Genomic DNA, 26,553 nt, shown 5'->3' with positions numbered 1-26,553 from the left:
CCCCGACCCCGCGCGGCGATGTGTCGTGACGGTGGCGGCGGTCACCGGCCCACGACAGCAGGGACGGCGGCGACCGGGACGCCCGGAGGCGCCGGAGAAGGCCCACATGCCCGCATTCTCGCCCGATACCGCGCGCCTCGCGCCACCGGCCCGAACTGGGCCGCGCCCACCGGTGCTTGATCGACTGGTCGGGTCAGGGGGGCGGGCTTAGGGTCGAAAGGTGGACCGACCGGCCCACGGCTCCTGCGGTGAGGGCGCGACGCGCCATGAACGACAATGACTAGCACACCGAAGCCGACGACACCGGCGGTGGACCCCACCCCCACCAGCGCGGGCGACGGCAAGGGCATCGCCCTGTTCGTCATCGCCTCCTGCCAGCTGATGGTCGTTCTCGACATCACCATCGTCAACATCGCGCTTCCGCACATCCAGAGCGATCTGGCCTTCTCGACCACCAGCCTGTCCTGGGTGGTCAACGCCTACACGCTGACCTTCGGAGGCCTGCTGCTGCTCGGCGGCCGGGTCGGCGACATCCTCGGCAGGCGCCGCGTCTTCATCTTCGGCGTGCTGCTCTTCGGATTCGCCTCCCTGCTCGCCGGATTCGCGCAGGAGGGCTGGCAACTCCTCGCGGCCCGCGCCCTCCAGGGCATCGGCGGCGCGATCGCCTCCCCGACCTCGCTCTCCCTCATCACCACCACCTTCGAGGAAGGCCCCGAACGGAACAGGGCCTTCGGCGTGTTCGCTGGTGTGTCGGCGGCCGGCGGAGCGATCGGCCTGCTGGCGGGCGGGGTCCTCGTCGAATGGCTCGACTGGCGCTGGATCTTCTTCGTGAACGTGCCGATCGCCCTGCTGATCGCCTTCCTGACGCCCCGTCACGTACGGGAGTCCGAACGCCTGCCCGGCCACTTCGACCTGGCCGGCGCGCTGACGTCGACGCTCGGCATGGTGGCGTTGGTGTACGGCTTCATCCGCGCCGCGCAGGAGGGCTGGAGCGATCCCTGGACGATCGCCTCGTTCTGCGCCGCCGTCGTGCTGCTCGCCGTGTTCATCCTGGTGGAGCGCCGCAGCCGGCAGCCGATCACCCCGCTGCACATGTTCGCCGACCGCAACCGCGCGGGCACCTACGGCATGATGCTCTGCCTCGCGGCGGCGATCTTCGGGATGTTCTTCTTCCTCACCCTCTTCGTGCAGCAGGTCCTCGACTTCAGCCCGCTGGAGGCGGGCCTCGCCTTCCTGCCGGTCAGCGCCGTGATCGCGGTGATCGCCGGCGTCACCTCCCAGTTCCTCCCGAAGTACGGCCCGAAGCCCTTCATGGTCATCGGCGCCCTCTGCCTCGCGGCGGGCCTCTCCTGGCTGACCCTGACGGACGTCCACTCCACCTACGCGGGCTCGATCCTCGGACCGATGCTCGTCTTCAGCGCCGGCATGGGCTTCATGTTCGTCTCGCTGACCCTGATGGCGCTCTCCAACGTCCAGCCCGCCGAGACCGGCGCCGCCTCCGGCCTCCTCAACGCCACCCAGCAGGTCGGCGGTTCCCTCGGCCTGTCCATCCTGGTCACCGTCTTCGGCACCGCCAGCCGCGACGAGGCCGACGAACAGGTCCCCGCCTTCCTGGCCCAGGCGGGCCCCCTGGAGAAGGCCCGCTTCGCCGAGACCGGCCAGCTCCCGCCCCCCTGGGCCGACCAGGTCCTCACCTCCGGCGTCACCGCGGGCTTCATCGTCGCCGCCGTCTTCGCCGTGGTCGCCTTCCTCATCGCCCTCGTCGTGATCCAGGTCCGCCCCTCCGACATCGAACGCCTCAAGGGCGGCGGGATGATGCCGGGCGCCTGAGACCCGCGTCGATCCCGTCGATCGTCGGCGGCGCCCCGTCCAGGTCTCCGACGATGGCTGGGGATCGAAAGGGCCGAGGCCCCGACACCCTGCACGCAGGGTGTCGGGGCCTCGCCGGGGGCGCTCCGCAAGGCCGGCCCGGGCGCCTTCCGCGCGGGTCCTCAGATGTCCCTGAAGATCTCGATCTGGGCGCCGATCGAGTTCAGGCGCTCCGCCAGGTCCTCGTAGCCGCGGTTGATGACGTACACGTTCCGCAGCACCGAGGTGCCCTCGGCGGCCATCATCGCGAGGAGGACGACGACGGCGGGGCGGAGGGCGGGCGGGCACATCATCTCGGCGGCGCGCCAGCGGGTGGGGCCCTCGACCAGGACGCGGTGGGGGTCGAGGAGCTGGAGGCGGCCGCCGAGGCGGTTGAGGTCGGTGAGGTAGATGGCGCGGTTGTCGTAGACCCAGTCGTGGATGAGGGTCTGGCCCTGGGCCGTGGCCGCGATGGCCGCGAAGAAGGGGACGTTGTCGATGTTGAGGCCCGGGAAGGGCATCGGGTGGATCTTGTCGATCGGCGCCTCCAGCTTGGAGGGGCGGACCGTGAGGTCGACCAGGCGGGTGCGGCCGTTGTCGGCGGGGTACTCGGCGGAGCGGTCGTGGTCGAGGCCCATCTCCTCCAGGACCGCGAGCTCGATCTCCAGGAACTCGATGGGGACCCGGCGGATCGTGAGCTCGGACTCGGTGACGACGGCGGCGGCGAGGAGGCTCATCGCCTCGACCGGGTCCTCGGAAGGGGAGTAGTCGACGTCGACGTCGATCTCCGGGACGCCGTGCACGGTCAGAGTGGTGGTGCCGACGCCGTCGACCCGCACGCCCAGTGCCTCCAGGAAGAAGCACAGGTCCTGGACCATGTAGTTGGAGGAGGCGTTGCGGATGACGGTGACGCCGTCGTGGCGGGCGGCGGCGAGGAGCGCGTTCTCGGTGACGGTGTCGCCGCGCTCGGTCAGGACGATCGGGCGGTCGGGGGAGACGGCCTGCTCGACCTGCGCGTGGTAGAGCCCCTCGGTGGCGGTGATGTCCAGGCCGAAGCGGCGCAGCGCGATCATGTGCGGCTCGATCGTGCGCGTGCCGAGGTCGCAGCCGCCGGCGTACGGCAGCCTGAAGCGGTCCAGGCGGTGCAGCAGCGGGCCGAGGAACATGATGATGGAGCGGGTGCGGATGGCGGCCTCGGCGTCGATGGACTCCATGTCCAGCTCGGCCGGCGGCACGATCTCCAGGTCCACGCCGTCGTTGATCCAGCGGGTGCGGACGCCGATGGAGTTGAGGACTTCGAGGAGGCGGAAGACCTCCTCGATCCGCGCCACCCGGCGCAGCACCGTGCGGCCCTTGTTGAGGAGGGTGGCGCAGAGCAGCGCGACGCAGGCGTTCTTGCTGGTCTTGACGTCGATGGAGCCGGAGAGCCGGCGGCGGCCGACGACGCGGAGGTGCATGGGGCCGGCGTAGCCCAGGGACACGATCTCGCTGTCGAGCGCCTCGCCGATGCGGGCGATCATCTCAAGGCTGATGTTCTGATTGCCGCGTTCGATCCGGTTGACGGCGCTCTGGCTGGTGGCCAGGGCTTCGGCGAGCTGGGTCTGGGTCCAGCCGCGGTGCTGCCGTGCGTCACGGATGAGCTTGCCGATGCGTACGAGGTAGTCGTCTGCCATGGCGTCACGTTATCTCAGATATGAGATGAGGCGATCATTGAGGCGTGGCATCCGGGTGACGTGTCGTTACGTATGAGGTCATATGACCGATTTGGGTCAGCCGGGATGGTCGAGAGCCGTGGGGTGTCGGGGCTCGTAGAGCGGCAGCTCGGTGCCGCTGGGGAGCCGTACCGCCGCGAGCCGCCCCCACTGCTCGTCGGTGACGGCCCGTGAGATCTCCACGCCCTTGTCGTCCAGGTCGGCGAGGGTGCGGGTGAGGTCCTCGCACATCAGATAGACCTCGGGCCGGGTCCCGCCCTCCCCGGCGGGGTGGACCGCGATCTCGGCGGGCGGCAGCCGGAAGACCAGCCACCCCCGCCCCGCGTCCACGTGCGGGAAGCCGAGGACATCCCTGAGGAAGGCCCGGTCGGCCTCCGCGTCCCGGCTGTAGAGGGTGATGTGCGCGCCGCTGAACATGCTCCGAGCCTCCGCCGGTCCGGAGCCCCGGGCAACGCGGGCGCACCCGAACGGAGTCCCCTCCCGCGGAGTCGGGGGCGGAGGCCGAGCCGGAGTCCGAGTCGGCGTCGGAGTCCGAGTTCGAGTCGGCGTGGGCGTCGGAGTCGGTCTCGGCGTACGGGGGCCCGAGGACGCCGCCTGCTCTCAGCCCCCCGCCCCCCTCCTCGGTCCGCCGGTCGGCGTCAGCGTCCACGTGCCGCGCGAGCGCACGTACAGCAGGCCCGGCTTCCTCGGCGTGACCACCGTGCGGGTGAAGGCGCCGTCCCCCTCGCACAGCGCCTCCCCGGGGCGGAGGTCCGGGCGCAGGAGGTGGAGCGCGAAGGCGGAGCCGGAATGCTGGGTGACCCGGAGCCGCTCCCGGCCGCCGGGGTGCCGCAGGACGTACGAACCGGCTGACGAGAGCCCGTCGTCCAGGAACAGGGGGTCCAGGGAGGGGAGTGCGTCGACCGGGTGCAGCCAGGTCCGCCACCCCTTCCCGGTGTGCATCCGGAGGCGGATCCCGGGCTGTCCGTCGGCCGGGACCGGGACGACGGCCCGGGTCAGCACGGAGGCGTGGGTGAGGGGCTGCCGGGGCCGCCCCCCGCCGGGCGGGCCGTCCAGTTCCACCCAGGAGCCCTCGGGCCGCTCCAGGTGGACGACGAGCACCGCCGGCTCGTTCGCGCCGGTGCGGTGGAGCAGGACCTCCGCCCCGCCCCGGCCCTCCCGCCGTTGCCGCTCTCCGGTGTGCGCCGGCCACGCCTCGTACGCCTCGGGGGCCGGCGGCGTACGGGGGGCGGGAGGGGCGCTCGTGCGGCTCCGGGGGGCCGGCGCGGCCGGACGCTCCGGCTCCCGCAGCCCGCTCTCGATCGGCGACCGGCCCTCCGCGAGCCGTACGGCGTCGGCCGCGCACACGGCGACGGTCCGGGCCGCGCCGCCGGCGGGCGCCCAGCGCACCTCCTCGGCGGCGCGTCCGTGGCGGGGATCGAAGAAGCAGAGGGGGAGGCGGTGCGGTCGGGGGCGGCCGTCGAGGGCCGCGTCCACGCAGGCCAGGGCGTGCCGGCCCGCGTCGAGGGCGCGCAGCGCGTCGGCGGCGTCCCGCAGGTTCCGGTCGCCGACGAAGTCCCGCTTGGCCCGCTCGTACGCGTCCAACGCCCGCTGGTAGTCGTCGAGCAGGGCGGGATCGTGCGCGTCGCGGTCCGGTACGAAGGGGTGCGCGGTGAGCGCCTCCCCGAAGGCGGTGATCTCCGCGTCGACCCGGGCCAGGTCGCCCTCCGCCCGGTCCGCCTCCTCCGCGCGTCCGCGCCCTCGGAACAGGCCCCGGATCGCCCCCACCACACCGTCGGTCATGCGGGTGATCGTAAGGGCGGGCCCGGGACCGGCGCCCCCGGCCTGAAGAAGCCCTGCCGTCCCGGCCCTGAGGAAGCCCTGCCGTCCCGGCCCGAAGAGGCCCTGCCGTCCCGGCCCGGAGAGGCCCTGCCGTCCCGGCCCGGAGGGGCCGACCGGCCGGGCCCGGAGGGGCCCCGTTCGTCCGGACCCGGAGAGGCCCTGCCGCCCCGGCGTGAAGCCGCCCGACGCCCCGGACGCGAGGGATCCCGCCCGGTCCCGGGCGTGGGCGGCCGCCACCGACCGCGGCCGGGCACGGCCGGGCGCGGAGGGGCCGCCACGCGAGATCGCGGCCCGCCCGGGCATGACCGACGGCCGAGGATGCACTAGAGTTATCTCGACATCGAGATAACTGCTGACGGCGCACTGCGGCCGCCCCTCGGTAAGGGTTACCTAACTTAGCCTTACCTTAGCGGATCGGCGAGATGCCGTGGCGGCAGCATGACGGTAGTACGCGCACATTGATGAAGGAGACTGTCGTGTCGGCGAACAGCTTCGACGCCCGCAGCACGCTGCGCGTGGGCGACGAGTCGTACGAGATCTTCAAGCTGGACAAGGTCGAGGGCTCCGCGCGCCTCCCTTACAGCCTGAAGGTCCTCCTGGAGAACCTGCTCCGCACCGAGGACGGCGCGAACATCACCGCCGACCACATCCGGGCCCTCGGCGGCTGGGACTCGCAGGCCCAGCCGAGCCAGGAGATCCAGTTCACGCCGGCGCGCGTGATCATGCAGGACTTCACCGGTGTCCCCTGTGTCGTCGACCTCGCCACCATGCGCGAGGCCGTCGCCGCGCTCGGCGGCGACCCGGCGAAGATCAACCCGCTCTCCCCGGCCGAGATGGTCATCGACCACTCCGTCATCGCCGACAAGTTCGGCACCAACGACGCCTTCGCGCAGAACGTCGAGCTGGAGTACGGCCGCAACAAGGAGCGCTACCAGTTCCTGCGCTGGGGCCAGACCGCCTTCGACGACTTCAAGGTCGTCCCCCCGGGCACCGGCATCGTCCACCAGGTGAACATCGAGCACCTGGCCCGCACGGTCATGGTCCGCAACGGCCAGGCGTACCCCGACACCCTCGTCGGCACCGACTCCCACACCACCATGGTCAACGGCCTCGGTGTGCTCGGCTGGGGCGTCGGCGGCATCGAGGCCGAGGCCGCCATGCTCGGCCAGCCGGTCTCCATGCTCATCCCGCGCGTCGTCGGCTTCAAGCTGACCGGCGAGCTGCCCACCGGCACCACCGCCACCGACCTGGTCCTCACGATCACCGAGATGCTGCGCAAGCACGGCGTCGTCGGCAAGATCGTCGAGTTCTACGGCGAGGGCGTCGCCGCCACCTCGCTGGCCAACCGCGCCACCATCGGCAACATGTCGCCGGAGTTCGGCTCCACCGCCGCCATGTTCCCGATCGACGGCGAGACCCTCAACTACCTGAAGCTCACGGGCCGTTCCGCGCAGCAGGTCGCGCTGGTCGAGGCGTACGCCAAGGAGCAGGGCCTCTGGCTCGACCCGGCCGCCGAGCCCGACTTCTCCGAGAAGCTGGAGCTCGACCTCTCCACGGTCGTCCCGTCGATCGCCGGCCCGAAGCGCCCGCAGGACCGCATCGTCCTCGCGAACGCCGCCGAGCAGTTCGCCCAGGACGTGCGCAACTACGTCGACTCGGTCGACGAGGCGGGCCAGGAGTCCTTCCCGGCCTCCGACTCCCCGGCGGTCTCCAGCACCGTCCCGTCGAACCCGGTCGAGGTGACCGCCCCCGACGGCACCACCTACACGCTCGACCACGGTGCGGTGACGGTCGCGGCCATCACCTCCTGCACCAACACGTCGAACCCGTACGTCATGGTCGCCGCCGCGCTCGTCGCGAAGAAGGCCGTGGAGAAGGGCCTGACCCGCAAGCCGTGGGTCAAGACCACCCTCGCCCCGGGCTCGAAGGTCGTCACCGACTACTTCGACAAGGCCGGCCTCACCCCGTACCTCGACAAGGTCGGCTTCAACCTCGTCGGCTACGGCTGCACCACCTGCATCGGCAACTCCGGCCCGCTGCCGGAGGAGGTCTCCAAGGCCGTCAACGAGCACGACCTCGCGGTCACCTCGGTCCTCTCCGGCAACCGGAACTTCGAGGGCCGCATCAACCCCGACGTCAAGATGAACTACCTGGCCTCCCCGCCGCTGGTCGTCGCGTACGCCCTCGCGGGCTCCATGAAGGTGGACATCACCAAGGACGCGCTCGGCACCGACACCGAGGGCAACCCGGTCTTCCTCAAGGACATCTGGCCGTCGGAGGCCGAGGTCAACGACGTCGTCGCCAACGCGATCGGCGAGGACATGTTCGCCAAGTCCTACCAGGACGTCTTCGCCGGCGACGCCCAGTGGCAGGCGCTGTCGATCCCGACCGGCAACACCTTCGAGTGGGACGCCGAGTCCACCTACGTCCGCAAGCCCCCGTACTTCGAGGGCATGACGATGGACCCGGCCCCGGTCACCGACATCACCGGCGCCCGCGTCCTCGCCAAGCTGGGCGACTCGGTCACCACCGACCACATCTCCCCGGCCGGTGCCATCAAGGCCGACACCCCGGCCGGCAAGTACCTCACCGAGCACGGTGTGGAGCGTCGTGACTTCAACTCCTACGGCTCGCGCCGAGGCAACCACGAGGTCATGATCCGCGGCACCTTCGCCAACATCCGCCTGCGCAACCAGATCGCGCCGGGCACCGAGGGCGGCTTCACGCGTGACTTCACGCAGGAGGGCGGCCCGGTCTCCTTCATCTACGACGCCTCGCAGAACTACCAGGCCGCCGGCACCCCGCTGGTCATCCTGGGCGGCAAGGAGTACGGCTCCGGCTCGTCCCGCGACTGGGCCGCCAAGGGCACCGCGCTCCTCGGCGTCAAGGCCGTCATCACCGAGTCGTACGAGCGCATCCACCGCTCGAACCTCATCGGCATGGGCGTCCTCCCGCTCCAGTTCCCGGCCGGCCAGTCGGCCGACTCGCTGGGCCTGACCGGCGAGGAGACCTTCTCCATCGCGGGCATCACCGAGCTGAACGAGGGCACCACCCCCAGCACGGTGAAGGTCACCACCGACACCGGTGTCGAGTTCGACGCGGTCGTCCGCATCGACACCCCCGGCGAGGCGGACTACTACCGCAACGGCGGCATCATGCAGTACGTGCTGCGCAACCTGATCCGCGGCTGAAGGATCCGGCAGCAAGGGGAAGGCCCCGCTCCTCGTCACGAGGAGCGGGGCCTTCCGCGTTCACCGGGTCGGTCAGAACATCGCGCGGAAGCCGTTCCAGCCCGAGGTGCCGATCTTCACGCGGCCCGTGTACGGGGTGGTGGAGCTGCCCCGGCCCTTGTACAGCCACAGCGCGCCGGCGCCGTCCCGGGCCACCAGGTCCGCGCGCCCGTCACCGGTCAGGTCGCCGGAGGAGACGATCGCGTTGTACGTGTTCCAGCCACCGCCGATCCGGGTGCGGGCGGTGAAGGGGGAGCTGTTGTTGCCGGTGCCCTTGTAGAGCCACAGCACGCCGCTGCGGTCGCGGGCGACGAGGTCGGCCCGGCCGTCGCCGGTGACGTCGCCCTTGCCGGCGATCTGGGTGTACGTGTTCCAGCCGCCGCCGATGCGGATGCGCTGGGTCAGCGACGCGTTGCTGTAGGCCAGGTAGTGCCACAGGACGCCCGCGCTGTCGCGCGCCAAGAGGTCCTCGGCCGCGCCGCCGCCCGTGTTGCCCGCAGAGACGATCTTGTTGTAGATGTTCCAGCCGCCACCGAGGTCACGGAGCGGACCGCCGTCGGTGTAGTTCAGCCGGCCGTCGCTGCGGACGGCGTACCAGCCGTCGGCGTGCTTGAAGCCGTACTGGTCGACGCGCGCGTCCACGTCGGACTGGTTGAAGTGCTTGTACGAGGTCCAGTGGGTGCCGGAGGGGTCGGCGAGCCGCTGGATGCCGCCGCCGCTGACGGGGGTGTAGCCCCAGACGGTGCCGGCGCTGTTCACGCCGTACAGGTTGTTGAGCGGGGCCCCGGTGGTCGCGGCCGCCGCGCTCGCCGCGTAGGCGGAGACGCGGTCCGACTGCTGGGCGGGCGCGGACTTGAAGGTCGGCGCGGGCTCCGCCGCCACCGCGGCCGTCGTGGTGCCCACCAGGGCGGCGGTCACCGCGGCGACCGTGACACGGGCGAGCACACCCGTGCGGTTCAGGCCAGAAGTCTTGGCCACGTGATCTCCAGATCGGATTCGGGAACAGAAGGGCACGAAGCACTACCGAACTCGGCCCGGTTCGGCGGGTTTTCCCCCGTTTCCGCCTGCCCGGCAGCGACTCCGTACATGACAGGAAGACGGCCGTGGCGCCCATCCGGTTCCGGCCATCCCGCGACTTTCTTTCGCGCCCTGCCGCCCTCGGGGGAATTCGAGTGGACCATTCAGGTTGTGAACGTGCGGCGGAGGGGTGCGGTCCGCTCGGCCGGGGCAGTGTTTCGGGGGAGGACCGTGGGAAAACTCCGAGGTCTCAACTCGGGAAAGATGCCTGACGAATGCTGCTTTCGATCTTGCTCCCGCCGAGGGAAGTGGACTATACCTGTCGGCGTCCAGCCCGTCGGAATCCTCCGGCGACGGCCCGACGCCTGCATGACCCAGCTGCAAATGACCGCGGTGGCGGGGCCCTTCGCCCATGGGCGAGACGAAGCACGGGTGACCGGTACACCGCCTGAGTCCTGAATGAAGGCGAGGACTTGAGCATGGGATCCACCTCCGCCCAGTCGAACGAGGGCGGCCTCGGCCGTCGCGATCTGATCAAGCGTTCCGCCGCTGTCGGTCTGATCTCCGTCCCGGCCATGGGCTTCCTCTCCGCCTGCGCCAGCGGTGGCGGCACGAGCAACGACCAGGTCGAGAAGGGCGTCAAGTCCGAGAAGAACCCGCTCGGGGTCAACGAGTCCGCCGAGCTCGACTTCGTCCTCTTCGACGGCGGCTTCGGCCAGCAGTACGCCAAGGACGCGATCAAGCTCTTCGAGGCCAACTACCCGAAGGCCAAGGTCAAGTTCACGCCGACGCAGAAGATCACCACCGAGCTGCAGCCGCGGTTCAACGGCGGCACCCCGCCGGACCTGATCGACAACTCGGGCGCCGAGCAGATGGACATGGGCGTCCTCGTCGGACAGAAGCAGCTGACCGACCTGACCCCGCTCCTCGACGCGCCCTCGATCGACGACCCGAGCAAGAAGGTCCGCGACACCCTGCGCCCCGGCATCGTCGAGATGGGCCAGTTCGACGGCGAGCCCTGCTGGATGCTCAACTACGCCTACACCGTCTACGGCGTGTGGTACTCGCAGAAGGCGCTCGACTCGCTCGACGCGAAGTACCCCGAGACCTGGGACGAGATGCTGGCCGTCTGCGAGAAGGCCAAGAAGAAGGACATCGCGCCCTGGACGTACGCGGGCAAGCACCCGTACTACCTCCCCTTCTCGCTCTACCCGATGATCGGCAAGGTCGGCGGCCGCGAGGTCCTGGACGCCATCGACAACCTGGAGCCGAAGGCCTGGGAGCACCCGGCCGTCAAGGCCTGCTTCGAGGCGTACTACGAGCTCTTCAAGAAGGGCTACATCCTCCAGGGCACCCCCGGCCTCGACCACATCCAGTCGCAGACCGCCTGGACCGAGGGCAAGGCCCTCTTCCTCCCGAACGGCTCCTGGGTCGAGAACGAGGCCGCGAAGACCATGCCGGCCGACTTCGGCCTCGCCGTCTCCGCCCCGACCGGCCTGGACTCCTCCGACAAGCTGCCGTTCGGCACCATCTGGGCGGCCGGCGGCGAGCCCTTCATCGTCCCGGCGAAGGCGAAGAACCCCGAGGCCGCCATGGAGCAGCTGCGGATCATGCTCAGCGAGGCCTCCTCCAAGAGCTTCACCCAGTCCGTGAAGTCGCTCAGCGCGCTCAACGGCGGCACCACCGGCATCGAGCTGTCCCCGGGCCTCAAGTCCGGTGTGGCGGCCCTGGAGAAGGCCGGCACGAACGTGGTCAACCCCCGCCTCCAGGACTGGTACGTGGCGCTCCAGAAGGAGAAGATCGGCGTCGCCGGCATCGGCGAGATGATGGCCGGTCGCGCCACCCCCGCCGAGACGATCAAGAAGATCCAGAAGTTCGCCGACGAGGCGGCCAAGGACCCGAACATCAAGCACTACAAGCACCAGTGAGCAGTGCCGGGGCCCCTTCCCGCCGACCGGGAGCGGGCCCCGGCCCCTCGGCGCGCGGCGCCGCGGCGCGCGCCCTTCGCCGGAGATCGGGGTCGGTTCGGAATGCAGCACGGCAAGTACCGTTTCATCGTGGGGTTCCTGGTGGTCCCCCTGGCGCTCTACGCGCTCTTCGTCATCTGGCCGTTCATCCAGTCCATCTACTACTCGCTCACGGACTGGTCCGGTCTGAGTCCCGAATTCGGGTTCGTCGGTCTCGACAACTACACGAGACTGCTCGACGACGAGATCTTCTGGAAATCGCTCCAGCACAGCCTGACCTTCGCGGTCGTCCTTCCCCTGGTGACGGTCGGATTCGCGCTCTTCCTGGCGTTCATGCTGAATGTCGGGGGCCGGCGGCGTAAGGGCGCGGCGGTCACGGGCGTCCGCGGTTCGTCCTTCTACAAGATCGTCTATTTCTTCCCGCAGGTGCTGTCGATCGTGATCGTGGCGCTGCTCTTCCAGTTCGCGTACAACCCGAACAGCGGGGCCATCAACTCGTTCCTCAGGGCGGTGGGCCTCGGCAGCGTCCAGCCGGACTGGCTCGGCGACCCGGACCTCGCCCTGATCTGCGTGATGATCGTCCTCGTCTGGTCGACGGTCGGCTTCTTCGTGGTGCTCTTCTCGGCGGGCATGGCGTCCATTCCGCGCGACTTCTACGAGGCCGCGCTGCTCGACGGCGCCAACCGCTTCACCACCTTCTTCCGGATCACCCTGCCGCTGCTCTGGGACACCGTGCAGTCGGGGTGGATCTACATGGGCATCCTCGCGCTGGGCGCGGAGTCCTTCGCGGTGGTGCAGATCATGACCGTCGGGCCGAGCGGCGGCGGCCCCGACTACTCGACCATCGTCATGCCGCTGTACGTGTACCAGAAGGCGTTCCGGGACGGTCAGGCCGCCTACGCCACGACCATCGGCGTCGCGCTCCTCCTCGTCACGCTCGCCTTCGCGGCCGTCGTGATGAAGCTGGGCCGGCGCGAGCGGCTGGAGTTCTGATGAAGACCACCGACATCCCGCCCGCCGACGACGAGCGGATCCCCGCCCTCCGCACCGACCGGGTCCCCGTCGTCCGCAAGACCGCGGCCCCGGCCGACACGAAGCGCGAGGGCACCGTCCTCAACGTCTTCTCGCACGGCGTGCTGATCATCTGGGCGATCATGGTGGTGCTGCCGCTGCTCTGGGCGGTCATGACCTCCTTCAAGACCGACCGGGCGATCTTCACCTCCCCGTGGTCGCTGCCGGACGCGCTGCACTTCGAGAACTGGTCCCGCGCCTGGACGCAGGCGCACATGAGCGACTACTTCCTGAACACGGTCCTGGTGGTCGGCGGCTCGCTCGTCGGCACCCTGCTGTTCGGCTCGATGGCGGCGTACGTCCTGGCCCGCTTCGAGTTCCCCGGGAACCGCTTCCTCTACTTCCTCTTCATCGGCGGGATGAGCTTCCCGATCATCCTGGCGCTCGTGCCGCTCTTCTACGTGATGCAGAACATGGCCCTGCTGAACACGATCCACGGGCTGATCCTGGTCTACATCGCGTACTCGCTGCCCTTCACCGTCTTCTTCCTGACCGCCTTCTTCCGGACGCTGCCGACCTCGGTGGCGGAGGCGGCCTTCATCGACGGGGCCTCGCACACCCGCACCTTCTTCCAGGTGATGCTGCCGATGGCCAAGCCGGGTCTGATCAGCGTCGGCATCTTCAACTTCCTCGGCCAGTGGAACCAGTACCTGCTGCCGACGGTGCTCAACACCGACCCCGACCAGAAGGTGCTCTCGCAGGGCCTGGTGCAGCTCGCGGTCAGCCAGGGCTACAAGGGCGACTGGTCGGGACTCTTCGCCGGCCTGGTGATGGCGATGCTGCCGGTGCTCGCCGCGTACGTCGTCTTCCAGCGGCAGGTGGTGGCCGGTCTCACCGCCGGCGCCGTGAAGTAGCGACCGGGAAGGAGCAGCGCTCCCACGCTCCCACAGGCCCCCGCACGCGCCCGCGTGCGGGGGCCTGCGGCTGTTCCGGGTCTTGACGGAAGCGAAGGCGAAAGCGTCCCCTTAGAGTTCACATGTTGGAGATAACGGTGGGAGTGAAAGAGTCGATGGAGACTCCGGGGTCGCAGACGTCGCTGCACAGGGCCAATCTCGAGCGGGTCGTGCGGGCGGTCCGGATGGCCGGTTCGCTGACCCAGGCGGAGATCGCCCGGGCCACGGGGCTGTCGGCAGCGACGGTCTCCAACATCGTCCGGGAGCTGAAGGACGGCGGCACGGTCGAGGTGACCCCCACCTCGGCGGGCGGCCGGCGGGCCCGCAGCGTCTCGCTCTCCGGCGACGCCGGCATCGTCATCGGCGTCGACTTCGGGCACACCCACCTCAGGGTCGCGGTGGGCAACCTCGCCCACCAGGTGCTCGCCGAGGAGGCCGAGCCGCTCGACGTGGACGCCTCCGCGGCGGAGGGCTTCGACCGGGCGGAACAGCTGGTCAACCGGCTGATCGAGGCCACCGGCATCGGCCGGGACAAGGTGATCGGCGTCGGTCTCGGCGTGCCCGGCCCCATCGACGTCGCCTCCGGGACGCTCGGCTCGACCTCGATCCTGCCGGGGTGGAGCGGCATCAACCCCGCCGAGGAGCTGTCCGCCCGGCTCGGGGTCCCCGTCCACGTCGACAACGACGCCAACCTGGGCGCGCTCGGCGAGCTGGTGTGGGGGAGCGGCCGGGGCGTGAAGGACCTGGCGTACATCAAGGTGGCGAGCGGCGTCGGCGCCGGCCTGGTGATCGACGGGCGGGTCTACCGCGGCCCGGGCGGCACGGCCGGCGAGATCGGCCACATCACCCTCGACGAGTCGGGCCCGGTCTGCCGCTGCGGCAACCGCGGCTGCCTGGAGACCTTCACCGCCGCCCGGTACGTGCTGCCGCTGCTCCAGCCGAGCCACGGCCCCGACCTCACCATGGAGCGGGTGGTGCAGCTGGCCCGCGAGGGCGACCCGGGCTGCCGGCGGGTCATCGCCGACGTGGGCCGGCACATCGGCAGCGGCGTCGCCAACCTCTGCAATCTCCTGAACCCGAGCCGGGTCGTGCTCGGCGGCGACCTCGCCGAGGCCGGCGAGCTGGTGCTCGCCCCCATCCGGGACTCGGTGGGCCGGTACGCCATCCCCAGCGCCGCCCGCCGGCTCTCCGTGGTCCAGGGCGCGCTGGGCGGCCGGGCCGAGGTGCTGGGGGCGCTGGCCCTGGTGCTGAGTGAGATGGGCGACTCGACGCTGCTCAACGGGGCGGAAGGGGCATATCAGGCGGCGGCTCCGGCCTCCGTGCCCGCGTTCACTTAGAGAACGATAACCACCGTTGTCATCTCGTTAAGTTTTCACTTCTTGACGACGGTGTTGCGGCCGAGTTGACTTCGTGACACCTCGGCCGCACCGTCGCGGCCTCGTCAGGGAGGCAACCCCACATGAACGCAATGACTCGTCGCGTCGTCATAGGCTCGGCCGCGGTCTCGATGGCCCTCGCGCTCTCCGCCTGTGGCCAGGCCGGCGGCGGTGACAGCGAGGAGAAGGGCAGCTCGACCAAGATCGGTCTGCTCCTCCCGGAGAACAAGACCGCGCGGTACGAGTCGCTGGACAAGCCGCAGTTCGAGAAGGCCGTCAAGGCCGCCTGCGGTGACTGCGAGGTCGTCTACAACAACGCCGTCTCCGACGTCGTGAAGCAGAAGCAGCAGTTCGACCAGCTCATCGCCGACGGCGTGAAGGTCATCGCGCTCGGCTCGGTCGACGCCGCCAAGTCGGCCGCCTGGGTCAAGGAGGCGCAGGGCAAGGGCGTCAAGGTCGTCGCGTACGACCGCGCGATCGAGGGCGCCGACGCCTACGTCAGCCACGACAACAACAAGGTCGGCGAGCTCCAGGGCCAGGCCCTGCTCTCCGCCCTCGGCGCCAAGGCCGCCTCCGCCCAGGTCGTCATGATCAACGGCGACGAGAAGGACCCGAACGCCGCCCTCTTCAAGAAGGGCGCCCACGCCGCCCTCGACGGCAAGGTCGGCAAGATCGCCTACGAGGCCTCCGGCGAGTGGGACCCGAAGGTCGCGGGCGAGAAGATGGCCGCCGCCATCTCCTCCCTCGGCAAGGACAAGATCGGCGCCGTCTACTCCGCCAACGACGGCATGGCGGGCGGCATCATCACCTCCCTGGAGAACGCCGGCATCAAGGGCATCCCGGTCGGCGGCCAGGACGCCGAGGTCGCGGGCATCCAGCGCATCGTCGCCGGCACCCAGACCTTCACCATCTACAAGAGCCCGCTCCAGCTGGCCCCCGAGGCCGCCAAGTTCGCGGTCAACCTGCTCCAGGGCAAGGACCTCGGCGCCCAGGGCGAGACGGACGGCGTGAAGTCCACCCTCTTCCCGCCGGTGGTCGTCGACAAGACCAACATCCAGTCCACGGTCATCAAGGACGGCATCTACGCCGCCGCCGACGTCTGCACCGCGGACCTCGCCGCCAAGTGCGCCGAGCTGGGCATCAAGTAGGCCCCGCCGGGGTCCTGGACGCTCCGTCTCCCGGACCCCGCGCCCTCCCTGCCGGACCGTCAGCCCCGGCAGGGCGCGGAACCCGCCCGTCCCCGTGACGCGGCGGCCTCCGCCCCCAGACCCGTCCGGCCCCGGCCGACCCCAACCCCGCTGTCGGCCGGGGCCGGACGAGCACAGCCCCCCTCGAACTCGGCGCCGCCGCACGGCGCGACATGCCGCCGCCCTCCGCACGGGCGGCGAAGGAGTTGGTTCACGTGTCCCAGACGCCTGTCCTGGCGTTGCGCGGGATCTTCAAGCGATTCGGAGCGGTCCAGGTCCTCTCCGGTGTCGACCTCGAAGTCCACGCCGGCGAAGTCGTCGCCCTGGTCGGCGACAACGGCGCCGGAAAGTCCACGCTGGTCAAGACGATCGCCGGCGTCCACCCCATCGACGAGGGCGTCATCGAGTGGGAGGGCCGCCCCGTCGAGATCTCCCGCCCGCAGGACTCCCAGGCCCTCGGCGTGGCCACCGTCTACCAGGACCTCGCCCTCTGCGACAACCTCGACGTCGTCGCCAACCTCTTCCTCGGCCGCGAGCTCAAGAAGGGCGGCGTCCTCGACGAGGTCGCCATGGAGAAGCGCGCCAAGGACCTCCTCTCCACCCTCTCCATCCGCATCCCCAGCGTCCGCATCCCCGTCGCCGCCCTCTCCGGCGGCCAGCGGCAGGTGGTCGCCATCGCCCGCGCCCTGGTCGGCGACCCCAAGATCGTGATCCTGGACGAGCCCACCGCCGCCCTCGGCGTCGAGCAGACCGCCCAGGTCCTCGACCTCGTCGAGCGGCTGCGCGAGCAGGGCCTCGGCGTCATCCTCATCAGCCACAACATGGCCGACGTCAAGGCCGTCGCCGACACCGTCGCCGTGCTGCGTCTCGGCCGCAACAACGGCACCTTCCCGGTCGCCACCACCACGCACGAAGAGATCATCGCCGCGATCACCGGCGCCACGGACAACGCCGTGACCCGGCGGCAGGCCCGCACCGCGGAGGCAGCCCAGTGAGCACGACCCCCAAGGCGACCGACCAGACGCCGGTGCCCGAGCCCCGCCCCTCCGAGGACGCCGTCACCGAGGCCCCGGCGCCCGCCGCGGTCCCCGCCGTCGACCCCCGCCTCCTCGTCCGCGAGCAGGGCTTCAAGGGCTACGTCGACGAGTTCAAGCGCAAGATCCGCTCCGGCGAGATCGGCTCCCTCCCGGTCGTCGTCGGCCTCCTCGTCATCGGCATCGTCTTCCAGGCGCTGACCGGCAACTTCATCACCTCGTACAACCTCGACCAGATCACCCTGTACGCGGCCGGCCCCGGCATCATGGCCGTCGGCATCGTCTTCGTGCTGCTGCTCGGCGAGATCGACCTCGCGGTCGGCTCCGTCGCCGGCCTCGCGGGCTCCGTCTGGGGCGTCTTCGCCACCGACATGCCGGACTCCCTCGCGATCCTCCTCGGCATCCTCTCCGGCACCCTGCTCGGCGCCTTCCACGGCCTGGTCTTCGCCAAGATCGGCGTCCCCGCCTTCGTCGTCACCCTCGCCGGCTTCCTCGGCTGGGCCGGCCTCCAGACCTGGGTGATGGGCGAGCGGTCCACCATCCCGACCCCCATCGGCAGCTTCGTCGGCGACCTCACCAAGTACTACTTCTCCGACGTCGCCGCCGCCTACGGCCTCGCCGTCGTGGTGATCGCCGCCTTCTACCTCGCCCAGCTGCGCGACTCGGGCCGCCGCAGGGCCGCCGAGCTCCCGCACCGCCCGCACAGCGAGATCCTGCTGCGCACCGGCGTCCTCGCGGTCCTCGTGCTGGTCGCCGCGTACGGCTTCAACCAGGAGAAGGGCCTCCCGCTCTCCCTGGTGATCTTCCTGGCGATCCTGCTCGTCACCGACTTCGTGCTGCGCCGCACCACCTACGGCCGGCAGGTCTTCGCGGTCGGCGGCGGCATCGAGGCGGCCCGCCGGGCCGGCATCAACGTCGCCTGGATCCGGATCTCCGTCTTCATGATCTCCGGCACCCTCGGCGCCATCGGCGGCCTCTTCCTCGCCTCCGCCACCGGCGGCGCGGACCGCTCCCTCGGCGGCGGCAACCAGCTCATGATGTGCATCGCCGCGGCGGTCATCGGCGGCACCTCGCTCTTCGGCGGCCGCGGCAAGGTCTGGTCGGCGCTCCTGGGCATCCTGGTGCTCCAGTCGATCGTCCAGGGCCTCAACCAGCTCAACCTGGAGTCCAACGCGATCCAGTACATGATCACCGGCGCGGTGCTCCTCATCGCGGTGATCATCGACTCCGTCTCCCGCAAGACCCAGAAGTCCGCGGGACGGGCCTGACGCGCCCGGCGCGCCGCCCCGAGCGGCGCGCCTGAGGCACGGGCCACATCGCCCGGCACCGGGAAACCGGTGCCGGGCACCGTCGCGTCCGGAGCAGTACATCCCCCATGAGGGTGATGCCGCTCCGGCTGGCCCGATGCCCACGATCCAAGACGGAACATTAGACTCGGCAAAATCGGCAAGCTCGACCAGCTCAGAACGCAAGGAGGCACGGGTGGCCCTGCTGACCCGTATCAGGACACCGCGCGACCTGGACCGGCTCTCCCCGGAACAGCTGGACCAGCTGGCCGCGGAGGTCCGGACCTTCCTCGTCGACGCCGTCTCCAAGACCGGTGGACACCTCGGCCCCAACCTCGGCGTGGTCGAACTGACCATCGCCCTGCACCGCGTCTTCGACTCCCCGAAGGACAAGGTCCTCTGGGACACCGGCCACCAGAGCTACGTGCACAAGCTGCTCACCGGCCGCCAGGACTTCTCGAAGCTGAAGATGAAGGGCGGCCTCTCCGGCTACCCCTCGCAGGCCGAGTCCGAGCACGACGTCATCGAGAACTCGCACGCCTCGACCGTCCTCGGCTGGGCCGACGGCCTCGCCAAGGCCAACCAGATCCTGAAGAAGGACGACCACGTCGTCGCCGTCATCGGCGACGGGGCGCTCACCGGCGGCATGGCCTGGGAGGCGCTCAACAACATCGCCGCCGCCAAGGACCGCCCGCTCGTCATCGTCGTCAACGACAACGAGCGCTCCTACGCGCCCACCATCGGCGGCCTCGCCAACCACCTGGCCACCCTGCGCACCACCGACGGCTACGAGCGCTTCCTCGCCCGCGGCAAGGACATCCTGGAGCGCACCCCGGTCGTCGGAAAGCCGCTCTACGAGACGCTGCACGGCGCCAAGAAGGGCCTCAAGGACTTCATCGCCCCCCAGGGCATGTTCGAGGACCTGGGCCTGAAGTACGTCGGCCCCATCGACGGCCACGACATCGAGGCCCTGGAGTCCGCGCTCACCCGCGCCAAGCGCTTCGGCGGCCCGGTCATCGTCCACTGCCTCACCGAGAAGGGCCGCGGCTACCAGCCGGCCCTCCAGGACGAGGCCGACCGCTTCCACGCCGTCGGCAAGATCCACCCCGACACCGGCCTCCCGATCGCCACCTCCGGCGCCGACTGGACGGGCGTCTTCGCCGACGAGATGGTCGCGCTCGGCAAGGAGCGCGAGGACATCGTCGCGATCACCGCGGCCATGCTCCAGCCCGTCGGGCTCGACAAGTTCGCCAAGGCCTTCCCCGAGCGGGTCTTCGACGTCGGCATCGCCGAGCAGCACGCCGCGGTCTCCGCGGCCGGCCTCGCCACCGGCGGCCTCCACCCGGTCTTCGCGGTCTACGCGACCTTCCTCAACCGCGCCTTCGACCAGGTCCTCATGGACGTGGCCCTGCACAAGTGCGGCGTCACCTTCGTCCTGGACCGGGCCGGCGTCACCGGCACCGACGGCGCCTCCCACAACGGCATGTGGGACATGTCGATCCTGCAGGTCGTGCCCGGCCTCAGGCTCGCCGCCCCGCGCGACGCCGACCAGGTCCGCGCCCAGCTCCGGGAGGCCGTCGAGGTCACCGACGCGCCCACCGTGGTCCGCTTCTCCAAGGGCGCGGTCGGCCCCGCCGTCCCCGCCCTCCGGCGCGTCGGTGGCATGGACGTGCTCCGCGAGCCCGGCAGCGAGAAGCCGGACGTCCTCCTGGTCTCCGTGGGCGCCCTGGCGCCCATGTGCCTGGAGATCGCCGACCTCCTCGACCGGCAGGGCATCTCCACCACCGTGGTCGACCCCCGCTGGGTCAAGCCGGTCGACGAGGCCCTCGCGCCGCTCGCCGCCGAGCACCGGGTCGTCGTCACCGTCGAGGACAACAGCCGGGTCGGCGGCGTCGGCTCGGCCGTCGCCCAGGCGCTGCGCGACGCCGGCGTCGACGTACCGCTGCGTGACTTCGGCATCCCGCCGGTCTTCCTCGACCACGCCTCCCGCGGTGAGGTCCTGGCCGAGATCGGCCTGACCGCCCCGGACATCGCGCGCCAGGTCACCGGCCTGGTCTCGCGCCTGGACGGCCGGTACGAGACGCCCCGGGAGGCCGTGGAGCCCGCCCGCGACTGACCCCTCCTTCCGGAGGGCGTCACTCCGCGTCACCATTGGGCCGGTCGGCTCACCCTCCCGGGTGCCGACCGGCTCTTTCGCGTGCATCCTGGCCTGAGCGCGGGCAGCGTCCCCTCGACCCCCGTCCCGCGGGGGCCCGGGTCCCGACGTCAAGGACGACGCGGAGGTACGACGGTGAGCACGGATCAGAGACCCCCACGGGCCAATGCCGGAATGTTCCGGACGAAATCGGTCGAACAGTCCATCAGGGACACGGAGGAACCGGAGCACGGCCTCCGGAAGTCCCTCTCCGCCTGGGACCTCACGGTCTTCGGCGTCGGCGTCATCATCGGCACCGGCATCTTCGTGCTGACCGGCAAGGTCGCCAAGGAGAACGCCGGCCCGGCCACCGCCCTCGCCTTCGTCGCCGCCGGCATCGTCTGCGCCCTGGCGGCCCTCTGCTACGCCGAGTTCGCCTCCACGGTGCCCGTGGCGGGATCGGCGTACACCTTCGCGTACGCCTCCATCGGCGAGCTGCCGGCCTGGATCATCGGCTGGGACCTGGTCCTGGAGTTCGCGCTCGGCACGGCGGTGGTGGCGGTCGGCTGGTCCGGCTACGTCCGCTCGCTGATGGACAACATCGGCTGGCACCTACCGGCCTCGCTGGAAGGCCCGGACGCGCCCGGCGGCACCTTCGACATCCTCGCCTTCCTGCTCGTCCTGGTCCTCACCGCGATCCTGGTCGTCGGCATGAAGCTGTCCGCCCGGATCACCGCCGTCGTGGTGGCCATCAAGGTCACGGTCGTCATGATCGTGATCGTCGCGGGCCTCTTCTTCATCGTCGGCGACAACTACAAGCCGTTCATCCCGCCGGCCGTGACCCCGGAGGGCGGCGGCTCCAACTGGGACTCCCCGCTCGTCCAGCTCCTCTTCGGCTACGAGCCCACCAACTTCGGCGTCATGGGCATCTTCACGGCCGCCTCCATCGTCTTCTTCGCCTTCATCGGCTTCGACGTGGTCGCCACCGCCGCCGAGGAGACCAAGCTGCCGCAGCGCGACATGCCCCGCGGCATCCTCGGCTCGCTGCTCATCTGCACCGTGCTGTACGTGGCGGTCGCCCTGGTCGTCACCGGCATGCAGCACTACACCGAACTGTCCGTGAGCGCCCCGCTCGCCGACGCGTTCAAAGCCGCCGGCCACCCCTTCTACGCCGGCGTGATCAGCTTCGGCGCCGCCGTCGGCCTCACCACGGTCTGTCTGATCCTGCTGCTCGGCCAGACCCGCGTCTTCTTCGCCATGAGCCGCGACGGCCTGCTGCCCCGGTTCTTCTCGGTCACGCACCCGCGCTTCAAGACCCCGTACCGGCCGACCATCCTGCTCGGCGTGGTCATCGCGGTCGTGGCCGGCTTCACCAGCATCAACGAGCTGGCGACGCTGGTGAACATCGGCACCCTCTTCGCCTTCGTGATGGTCGCCGTCGGCGTCATCATCCTCCGCCGCACCCGCCCCGACCTGCACCGCGCCTTCCGCACCCCGTGGGTGCCGGTCCTGCCGATCGTCTCCATCGCCGCCTCGCTCTGGCTGATGCTCAACCTGCCGGGCGAGACCTGGTTCCGCTTCGCGGTCTGGATGGCGCTCGGCATCGTCGTGTACTTCGCCTACGGGCGCGGGCACAGCAGGCTCGGCCGGGAGGGCGAGCGGCCGCGCGCCTGAGCGGAGCCGGACGGCGGGGAGTGGCCGCCGGGGCGGGACGGATACAGTCGGGTCCGTACCCGTCCCCACGACCCGGAGTGCTGGATTCCTTCCATGGTGAACCGACCCCAGGCCCCCGCCGCCCCCGCCCACGGCTCCCCGCAGGCCCCGAGAATGCACGGCGACTGGCTGGCCAGGGGCGCGGAGGGACGTTTCAGCCTGTACGTCCCCCGGGACGGCGAGGTGGTCCGCTGGACCGAGGGCGCCGGACACCGCTTCACCGGTCCGGTCGGCATCGGCGGCGGCGGGCTGCTGCCCTTCCTGGCGGTTGCGCAGGGCCCGGACCGGTACGTCCACCTGATCTCCCTCCGCCCCACCGCCACCGGCGAGGAGGCGGGGGAGCAGCACGTGGAGCTGGTGCACAGCATCCAGTACCAGACCGGCCGGCCCAACGTGGAGTGGAAGTCCATCGGCCACTCCAACAACCACGCCGAGTGGTTCGGCAACCCGGCCGTGGCCGTGGACGCCCAGGGCCGGGTGCACGTCTTCGTCCGCAACCGCGGCGGCGGCGTCAGCGCCCGCGTCCAGAAGGACGCCGGCGGCTGGCACCCCTGGTGGGACCTGCGGGGCGGCCACACCGACCGGAACCCGGTGGCCGCGGTCACCGGGAAGGGGCTCGTCGAGCTCTACACCTCCACGGACCGCGGGCTGCGGCGCTACGTCCAGCACGACCCGGGGGCGAAGCCGGTCGCGGAGGACCCGGTGCCGGCCTCGGTGGTGCAGGGCACGCTCACCGCGGTGACCGGTCCGTCCGGGCACGTCACGCTCTACTACCTGGACGGCGAGGGCCGGGTCTGCGTCTGGTCCCCGGGCCGCGGGCTGGCCCCGACCCCCTTCGCGCAGGGCGTCGGCGGGGGCCCGCTGACGTCCACCCGCTGCGTGATCGACGGGTACGACTGCGTCCTCGTCGCCCAGTGCGACCCCGCGGGCACCACCTCGCTCGGAGCCTTCGTGGCCGAGCGCGAGGACGCGGGCCTGTACTGGACCCCCTCGGGCCCGCCGGTCCTCGGCCCGCCGGCGCTGACGGCGGACCTCGACGGCGCGGCGGCCCTCGCGGCGCTGACCTCCGACGGGGCCGTGGTGGTCACCCGTCAGAAGCCGGAGCAGGGCCTCGCCCTGGCGCCCTGGACGCGCCTGTAGACGGCACGGTGCCCCGGCCCCCTCTCGGGAGGGGACCGGGGCACCGGTGCGTCCGGGACGGAGCCGCGCGGGTCAGCCGCCGGTCGCGGGGGACTTCTTCGCGGAGGCCGGGATCTCGGCGTCCTCGCGGATCGCCTTCCACAGCTGGGAGGCGTTGGGCTCGTGGGCGACCACGCGGTTGGGGTCGATCTTGTCGTAGGCGACCGGCAGCATGATGGTCTCCATGTTCTGCGGGTCGACGCCGTTGAGGCTGCGGCCGAAGTCGCCGAGCGCGGTGAGCGAGGCGAGCTCGGAGTCGGTGGTGAGCGCCTTGGTCGCCGAGTCGGCGATCTTGTAGGACTTGGCGGGGCTGCTCAGCAGGTCCTGGTTCTTCACCTCGGTGAGCAGCGCCGTGAGGAACTGCTGCTGGAGGGAGATGCGGCCCAGGTCGGAGCCGTCGCCGACGCCGTGGCGGGTGCGGACGAAGGCGAGCGACTGGGTGCCGTCGAGCTTCTGCCGGCCGGCTTCGAGGTGGAGGCCGCTCTGCTTGTCGTCGATGGGCTGCTTCACGTCGACCGTGACGCCGCCGAGGGTGTCGACGAGGTCCTTGAAGCCGGCGAAGTCGATCTCCATGAAGTGGTCGAGGCGGACGCCGGACATCGCCTCCACGGTCTTGGCGACGCAGGCGGAGCCGTACTGCGCGTACACGGAGTTGAACATCACGCGCTTCGCGGAGGGGGCGGTGGTGCCGTCGCGGCGGACGCACTCGGGGCGGGTGACCAGGGTGTCGCGCGGGATGCTGACGGCGACGGCCTCGGTGCGGCCCTCGGGTATGTGCACCACGAGCGTGGTGTCGGAGCGGCCGCCGCCGACGGCGCCGCCGGCCAGGTCGCCGTTGTCGCCGGCGCGCGAGTCCGAGCCCAGGACCAGCAGGTTCTGTCCGCTGGTGGGGAGCTTCTCCGGCCGGTCGTCGCCGAGCGCCTTGTTGATGTCGACGGCCTTGATGTTGCCGTCGATGCTGCTGTACAGCCAGTACAGCGTGCCGCCCGCGCCGAGGAGCAGGACCAGGAGCGTCAGGAGGACGATCCGGCCGGTCCTGCGGCGCTTTCGGGGAGTGGCGGCGCCACGGCGTCGGCCGACGGCCTCGGGCGTGCGGGTGTCCTGGCTCATGTGTGCGGCGAGTCCTCGTGTCTGGTGGCCGGGGCGGGCGTCCGGTGACCCGGTGTCCCCCCGGGCCGGAGGAGCAGCAGGCTCCTGTGGCCGTGCAGTATAGACAAGCGTTCAGACAGATGTACGAGTCGGGCCGGGATTTCCACGGCTCGCCCGTCGGTGCTTATCGTTCGGACGGACCACATGCGAAACAGTGGCCGATGTTACGGGGAACGACAGGCGAACGGCAGGGGCGGGATGACGCGAGGACTCGACCGTCGGGCGCGGCCACGCCGCCGCACCGGCGAAGCGCGGCCGGGGCCGGCGGGACTGCTGCTCCTCGTGGTGGCCACCCCCGCGGACGCGATCGCCCTGCTCGGCGCCGAGCCGCCCGGCGTTCCGGTCGGCGTGGTCTGTCTCGGCCGTGGTGGCGCGGGCGAACGGGAGGCACTCGACGCCGCCCTGTCCGCCGCGCGGGACCTGGGCCACCGGATCACCGGCGAGCCGTACGTGGCGGACTCCGGGGGCGACCCCGAGGAGCTGCTGCTCGACGTCTTCCTCGACCTCGGTCCGACCCGCGTCGGCACCCTCGATCCCGACCCGATGAGCACGGCCGTGGAGGGCCCGGAGCTGAGGTTCGAGGTGGTCGAGCCCCCCGAGCGCGGCCGGGCCGCCCTGGCCGCGGTGCGCGCGGCGCGGGCGTACCAGGAGCAGACCGGCCGGCCCGTCTACGTGGACTGCCGACGTGCCGCCGTCGACCCCCGCGCCCCGATGGAGGCCGCTTCCCGGTACCCCCGGCAGAGCCGTTGGCTCACCCGGGGCACCGACGGGCGGCTGTCCCTGCACCTGCTGTCGGCCGCCGGCGTCCTGCGCTGGACGGAGACCGCGCCCGGAGGGCCCCGCTGGGAGGGCCCGGAACTCCTGGAGACGCCGTCCGAGCTGATGCCGGGCCTCGTCGTGCTCCAGGGTGCCGACGGCTACGTCCGGCTCATCGGCCTGCGCCGGGCCACCGACAGGGGCGAGGAGGCCTTGGAGGTCGTCACCGCGACCCAGTACCAGAGCGGCCGCCCCCTGGGTCTGTGGCAGTCGATCGACAACCCGCACACGCGGGTGTGGCACCTGGCCCGGCAGGTCGGCTTCCCCGCCGCCGCGCTCGACGCCGAGGGGTCCTTGCACGTCTTCGTCCGCAACGTCGGGCACAGCGTCAGCACCCGGCGCCAGGACCGGGCCGGACGCTGGAGCGCCTGGCAGCACCTGCGCGGCCAGCGCGTCGCCGACGAGATGGCCGCCTTCCCGGGCTGGGACGGCGGTGTCGGACTCGTGGCCAGGAGCCGTGACGACGCCCAGGCCGTGCACTGGTACTACGACCGGGCGGCCGGAGCCTGGGCGGAGGACCGGACCGTCCCCGTGCGGGTGGCCCCGGGGAGCCTCGCCGCCGCGCCCGAGGCCGGCGGCGTGCGGTTCCGGTACGCGGAGACCGGCGAGCCCTGCTTCTGGCGCCCGGGTGCGCCGGCGCCGGTGGGGCTGGGCGGCACCGCCGGGAGCGGTGCCGCCACCGGCGCCGCCGGTGCGGTGCTCCAGGGGTGGCCCTGCACCGTCCTGGTGCAGTCGGGCCGGGGAGGGGCGGTCGAAGTCGGGGCGCACGCGGACGGCCGACCGGAGGACGGGACCTGGTGGGTGCCGAGCGGGGTCCGCTCGCTGGTGGCGCCCGCGGTGGCGCTGGACGCGGCGGGCCGCGTGGTGGTCGCCGTGCTGGACGCGGAAGGGCACCCGAAGGTGACGCGGCGGCGCCCGGATCCGGCGGGCCTGGAGTTCGGGCCGTGGCAGACCTTGTGACGCAGATGACACCTGATCAAGGTTCGATGGGAACTATTGAGCGACGATCGGTTTTGCTAAGCTCACGCCGTCTTTATGTGAAGCATGGGTGAACTTCCCGTGCCGACTCTTTGGGCAGCCCCTACTCGCGGGCATTTCCATGCGCAGGCCGATGGCCGTC

Annotated in this window: 18 protein-coding genes; 13 read left to right on the top strand and 5 right to left on the bottom strand. The window is 71.0% G+C overall.

The window, feature by feature from the left end; all coding sequences use genetic code 11:
• The first annotated feature begins 276 nt into the window (after nucleotides 1–276).
• Nucleotides 277–1,830, top strand: coding sequence for an MFS transporter (locus IE245_RS22040; RefSeq protein WP_189950213.1), 1,554 nt, complete (start codon nucleotides 277–279; stop codon nucleotides 1,828–1,830).
• A 161-nt stretch (nucleotides 1,831–1,991) separates the two neighbouring features.
• Here the strand turns inward: IE245_RS22040 and IE245_RS22035 are convergent, their stop codons facing one another.
• The 3 genes from IE245_RS22035 to IE245_RS22025 all read right to left on the bottom strand — a co-directional run bounded on the left by IE245_RS22035 (nucleotide 1,992) and on the right by IE245_RS22025 (nucleotide 5,342).
• Entirely contained in the window at nucleotides 1,992–3,521 is a 1,530-nt protein-coding gene (locus IE245_RS22035; RefSeq protein ID WP_189950211.1) for a helix-turn-helix domain-containing protein, read from the bottom strand.
• 96 nt (nucleotides 3,522–3,617) lie between these two features.
• The gene (locus IE245_RS22030; RefSeq protein ID WP_189950209.1) at nucleotides 3,618–3,977 is read right to left on the bottom strand and encodes a VOC family protein; all 360 of its coding nucleotides are present in this window, start codon (nucleotides 3,975–3,977) and stop codon (nucleotides 3,618–3,620) included.
• 183 nt (nucleotides 3,978–4,160) lie between these two features.
• A complete protein-coding gene (locus tag IE245_RS22025) occupies nucleotides 4,161–5,342 on the bottom strand; it encodes a hypothetical protein (protein ID WP_189950207.1) in 1,182 nt (393 codons plus the stop codon).
• Nucleotides 5,343–5,857: 515 nt separating this feature from the next.
• On the opposite strand from IE245_RS22025, the gene acnA reads away from it, so the two are divergent.
• On the top strand, nucleotides 5,858–8,572 hold the full coding sequence (gene acnA, locus IE245_RS22020) for an aconitate hydratase AcnA (protein ID WP_308436624.1): 2,715 nt from the start codon (nucleotides 5,858–5,860) through the stop codon (nucleotides 8,570–8,572).
• A 72-nt stretch (nucleotides 8,573–8,644) separates the two neighbouring features.
• On the opposite strand, the gene IE245_RS22015 is transcribed toward acnA, so the two are convergent.
• Nucleotides 8,645–9,589 (bottom strand): FG-GAP repeat domain-containing protein, encoded by a 945-nt coding sequence (locus tag IE245_RS22015; protein ID WP_189950203.1) that lies wholly within the window; start codon nucleotides 9,587–9,589, stop codon nucleotides 8,645–8,647.
• A gap of 518 nt (nucleotides 9,590–10,107) precedes the next feature.
• Here IE245_RS22015 and ngcE point away from each other — a divergent pair.
• The 10 genes from ngcE (at nucleotide 10,108) to IE245_RS21965 (ending at nucleotide 23,429) form a co-directional block, all read left to right on the top strand.
• Entirely contained in the window at nucleotides 10,108–11,556 is a 1,449-nt protein-coding gene (gene ngcE, locus IE245_RS22010) for an N-acetylglucosamine/diacetylchitobiose ABC transporter substrate-binding protein (RefSeq protein WP_189950201.1), read from the top strand.
• Nucleotides 11,557–11,658: 102 nt separating this feature from the next.
• Complete coding sequence (locus IE245_RS22005; RefSeq protein ID WP_189950199.1) at nucleotides 11,659–12,588, top strand: carbohydrate ABC transporter permease; 930 nt, start codon at nucleotides 11,659–11,661, stop codon at nucleotides 12,586–12,588.
• A complete protein-coding gene (locus tag IE245_RS22000; RefSeq protein WP_189950198.1) occupies nucleotides 12,588–13,520 on the top strand; it encodes a carbohydrate ABC transporter permease in 933 nt (310 codons plus the stop codon). The genes IE245_RS22005 and IE245_RS22000 overlap by 1 nt, the downstream gene beginning before the upstream one ends.
• Before the next feature lie 155 nt (nucleotides 13,521–13,675).
• Nucleotides 13,676–14,896: an ROK family transcriptional regulator gene (locus tag IE245_RS21995; protein WP_189950195.1), complete on the top strand. Its 1,221-nt coding sequence runs from the start codon at nucleotides 13,676–13,678 to the stop codon at nucleotides 14,894–14,896.
• Nucleotides 14,897–15,018: 122 nt separating this feature from the next.
• Complete coding sequence (locus tag IE245_RS21990; RefSeq protein WP_189950193.1) at nucleotides 15,019–16,083, top strand: sugar ABC transporter substrate-binding protein; 1,065 nt, start codon at nucleotides 15,019–15,021, stop codon at nucleotides 16,081–16,083.
• Between the two features lie 254 nt (nucleotides 16,084–16,337).
• Nucleotides 16,338–17,117 (top strand): ATP-binding cassette domain-containing protein, encoded by a 780-nt coding sequence (locus tag IE245_RS21985; RefSeq protein WP_189950191.1) that lies wholly within the window; start codon nucleotides 16,338–16,340, stop codon nucleotides 17,115–17,117.
• A complete protein-coding gene (locus IE245_RS21980; RefSeq protein WP_189950190.1) occupies nucleotides 17,114–18,424 on the top strand; it encodes a sugar ABC transporter permease in 1,311 nt (436 codons plus the stop codon). The genes IE245_RS21985 and IE245_RS21980 overlap by 4 nt, the downstream gene beginning before the upstream one ends.
• A 214-nt stretch (nucleotides 18,425–18,638) precedes the next feature.
• Complete coding sequence (gene dxs / locus IE245_RS21975; RefSeq protein ID WP_189950189.1) at nucleotides 18,639–20,558, top strand: 1-deoxy-D-xylulose-5-phosphate synthase; 1,920 nt, start codon at nucleotides 18,639–18,641, stop codon at nucleotides 20,556–20,558.
• 213 nt (nucleotides 20,559–20,771) lie between these two features.
• Nucleotides 20,772–22,250: an amino acid permease gene (locus tag IE245_RS21970; protein WP_189950188.1), complete on the top strand. Its 1,479-nt coding sequence runs from the start codon at nucleotides 20,772–20,774 to the stop codon at nucleotides 22,248–22,250.
• Nucleotides 22,251–22,343: 93 nt separating this feature from the next.
• Nucleotides 22,344–23,429 (top strand): PLL family lectin, encoded by a 1,086-nt coding sequence (locus IE245_RS21965; RefSeq protein WP_189950186.1) that lies wholly within the window; start codon nucleotides 22,344–22,346, stop codon nucleotides 23,427–23,429.
• Nucleotides 23,430–23,501: 72 nt separating this feature from the next.
• Here the strand turns inward: IE245_RS21965 and IE245_RS21960 are convergent, their stop codons facing one another.
• Nucleotides 23,502–24,578: an LCP family protein gene (locus tag IE245_RS21960; protein WP_189950185.1), complete on the bottom strand. Its 1,077-nt coding sequence runs from the start codon at nucleotides 24,576–24,578 to the stop codon at nucleotides 23,502–23,504.
• Nucleotides 24,579–24,815: 237 nt separating this feature from the next.
• Here IE245_RS21960 and IE245_RS21955 point away from each other — a divergent pair, with 237 nt between their 5' ends.
• Nucleotides 24,816–26,393, top strand: coding sequence for a hypothetical protein (locus tag IE245_RS21955; protein WP_189950183.1), 1,578 nt, complete (start codon nucleotides 24,816–24,818; stop codon nucleotides 26,391–26,393).
• The last annotated feature ends 160 nt before the right edge of the window (nucleotides 26,394–26,553 follow it).

The sequence above is a fragment of the Streptomyces roseolus genome (assembly GCF_014649855.1).
In the GTDB taxonomy this organism is placed as follows: Bacteria; Actinomycetota; Actinomycetes; order Streptomycetales; family Streptomycetaceae; genus Streptomyces; species Streptomyces roseolus.
The sequence above is the reverse complement of the archived record's forward strand: the minus strand, read 5'-3'. Positions and strand labels throughout refer to the sequence as shown.

Excerpts from the sequence above, each read along its gene's own strand:
- IE245_RS22040 (WP_189950213.1), top strand. The coding sequence starts at position 277 with ATGACTAGCACACCGAAGCCGACGACACCGGCGGTGGACCCCACCCCC.
- IE245_RS22035 (WP_189950211.1), bottom strand. The coding sequence starts at position 3,521 with ATGGCAGACGACTACCTCGTACGCATCGGCAAGCTCATCCGTGACGCA.
- IE245_RS22030 (WP_189950209.1), bottom strand. The coding sequence starts at position 3,977 with ATGTTCAGCGGCGCGCACATCACCCTCTACAGCCGGGACGCGGAGGCC.
- IE245_RS22025 (WP_189950207.1), bottom strand. The coding sequence starts at position 5,342 with ATGACCGACGGTGTGGTGGGGGCGATCCGGGGCCTGTTCCGAGGGCGC.
- ngcE (WP_189950201.1), top strand. The coding sequence starts at position 10,108 with ATGGGATCCACCTCCGCCCAGTCGAACGAGGGCGGCCTCGGCCGTCGC.
- IE245_RS22005 (WP_189950199.1), top strand. The coding sequence starts at position 11,659 with ATGCAGCACGGCAAGTACCGTTTCATCGTGGGGTTCCTGGTGGTCCCC.
- IE245_RS22000 (WP_189950198.1), top strand. The coding sequence starts at position 12,588 with ATGAAGACCACCGACATCCCGCCCGCCGACGACGAGCGGATCCCCGCC.
- IE245_RS21995 (WP_189950195.1), top strand. The coding sequence starts at position 13,676 with ATGGAGACTCCGGGGTCGCAGACGTCGCTGCACAGGGCCAATCTCGAG.
- IE245_RS21990 (WP_189950193.1), top strand. The coding sequence starts at position 15,019 with ATGAACGCAATGACTCGTCGCGTCGTCATAGGCTCGGCCGCGGTCTCG.
- IE245_RS21970 (WP_189950188.1), top strand. The coding sequence starts at position 20,772 with ATGTTCCGGACGAAATCGGTCGAACAGTCCATCAGGGACACGGAGGAA.
- IE245_RS21965 (WP_189950186.1), top strand. The coding sequence starts at position 22,344 with ATGGTGAACCGACCCCAGGCCCCCGCCGCCCCCGCCCACGGCTCCCCG.
- IE245_RS21960 (WP_189950185.1), bottom strand. The coding sequence starts at position 24,578 with ATGAGCCAGGACACCCGCACGCCCGAGGCCGTCGGCCGACGCCGTGGC.
- IE245_RS21955 (WP_189950183.1), top strand. The coding sequence starts at position 24,816 with ATGACGCGAGGACTCGACCGTCGGGCGCGGCCACGCCGCCGCACCGGC.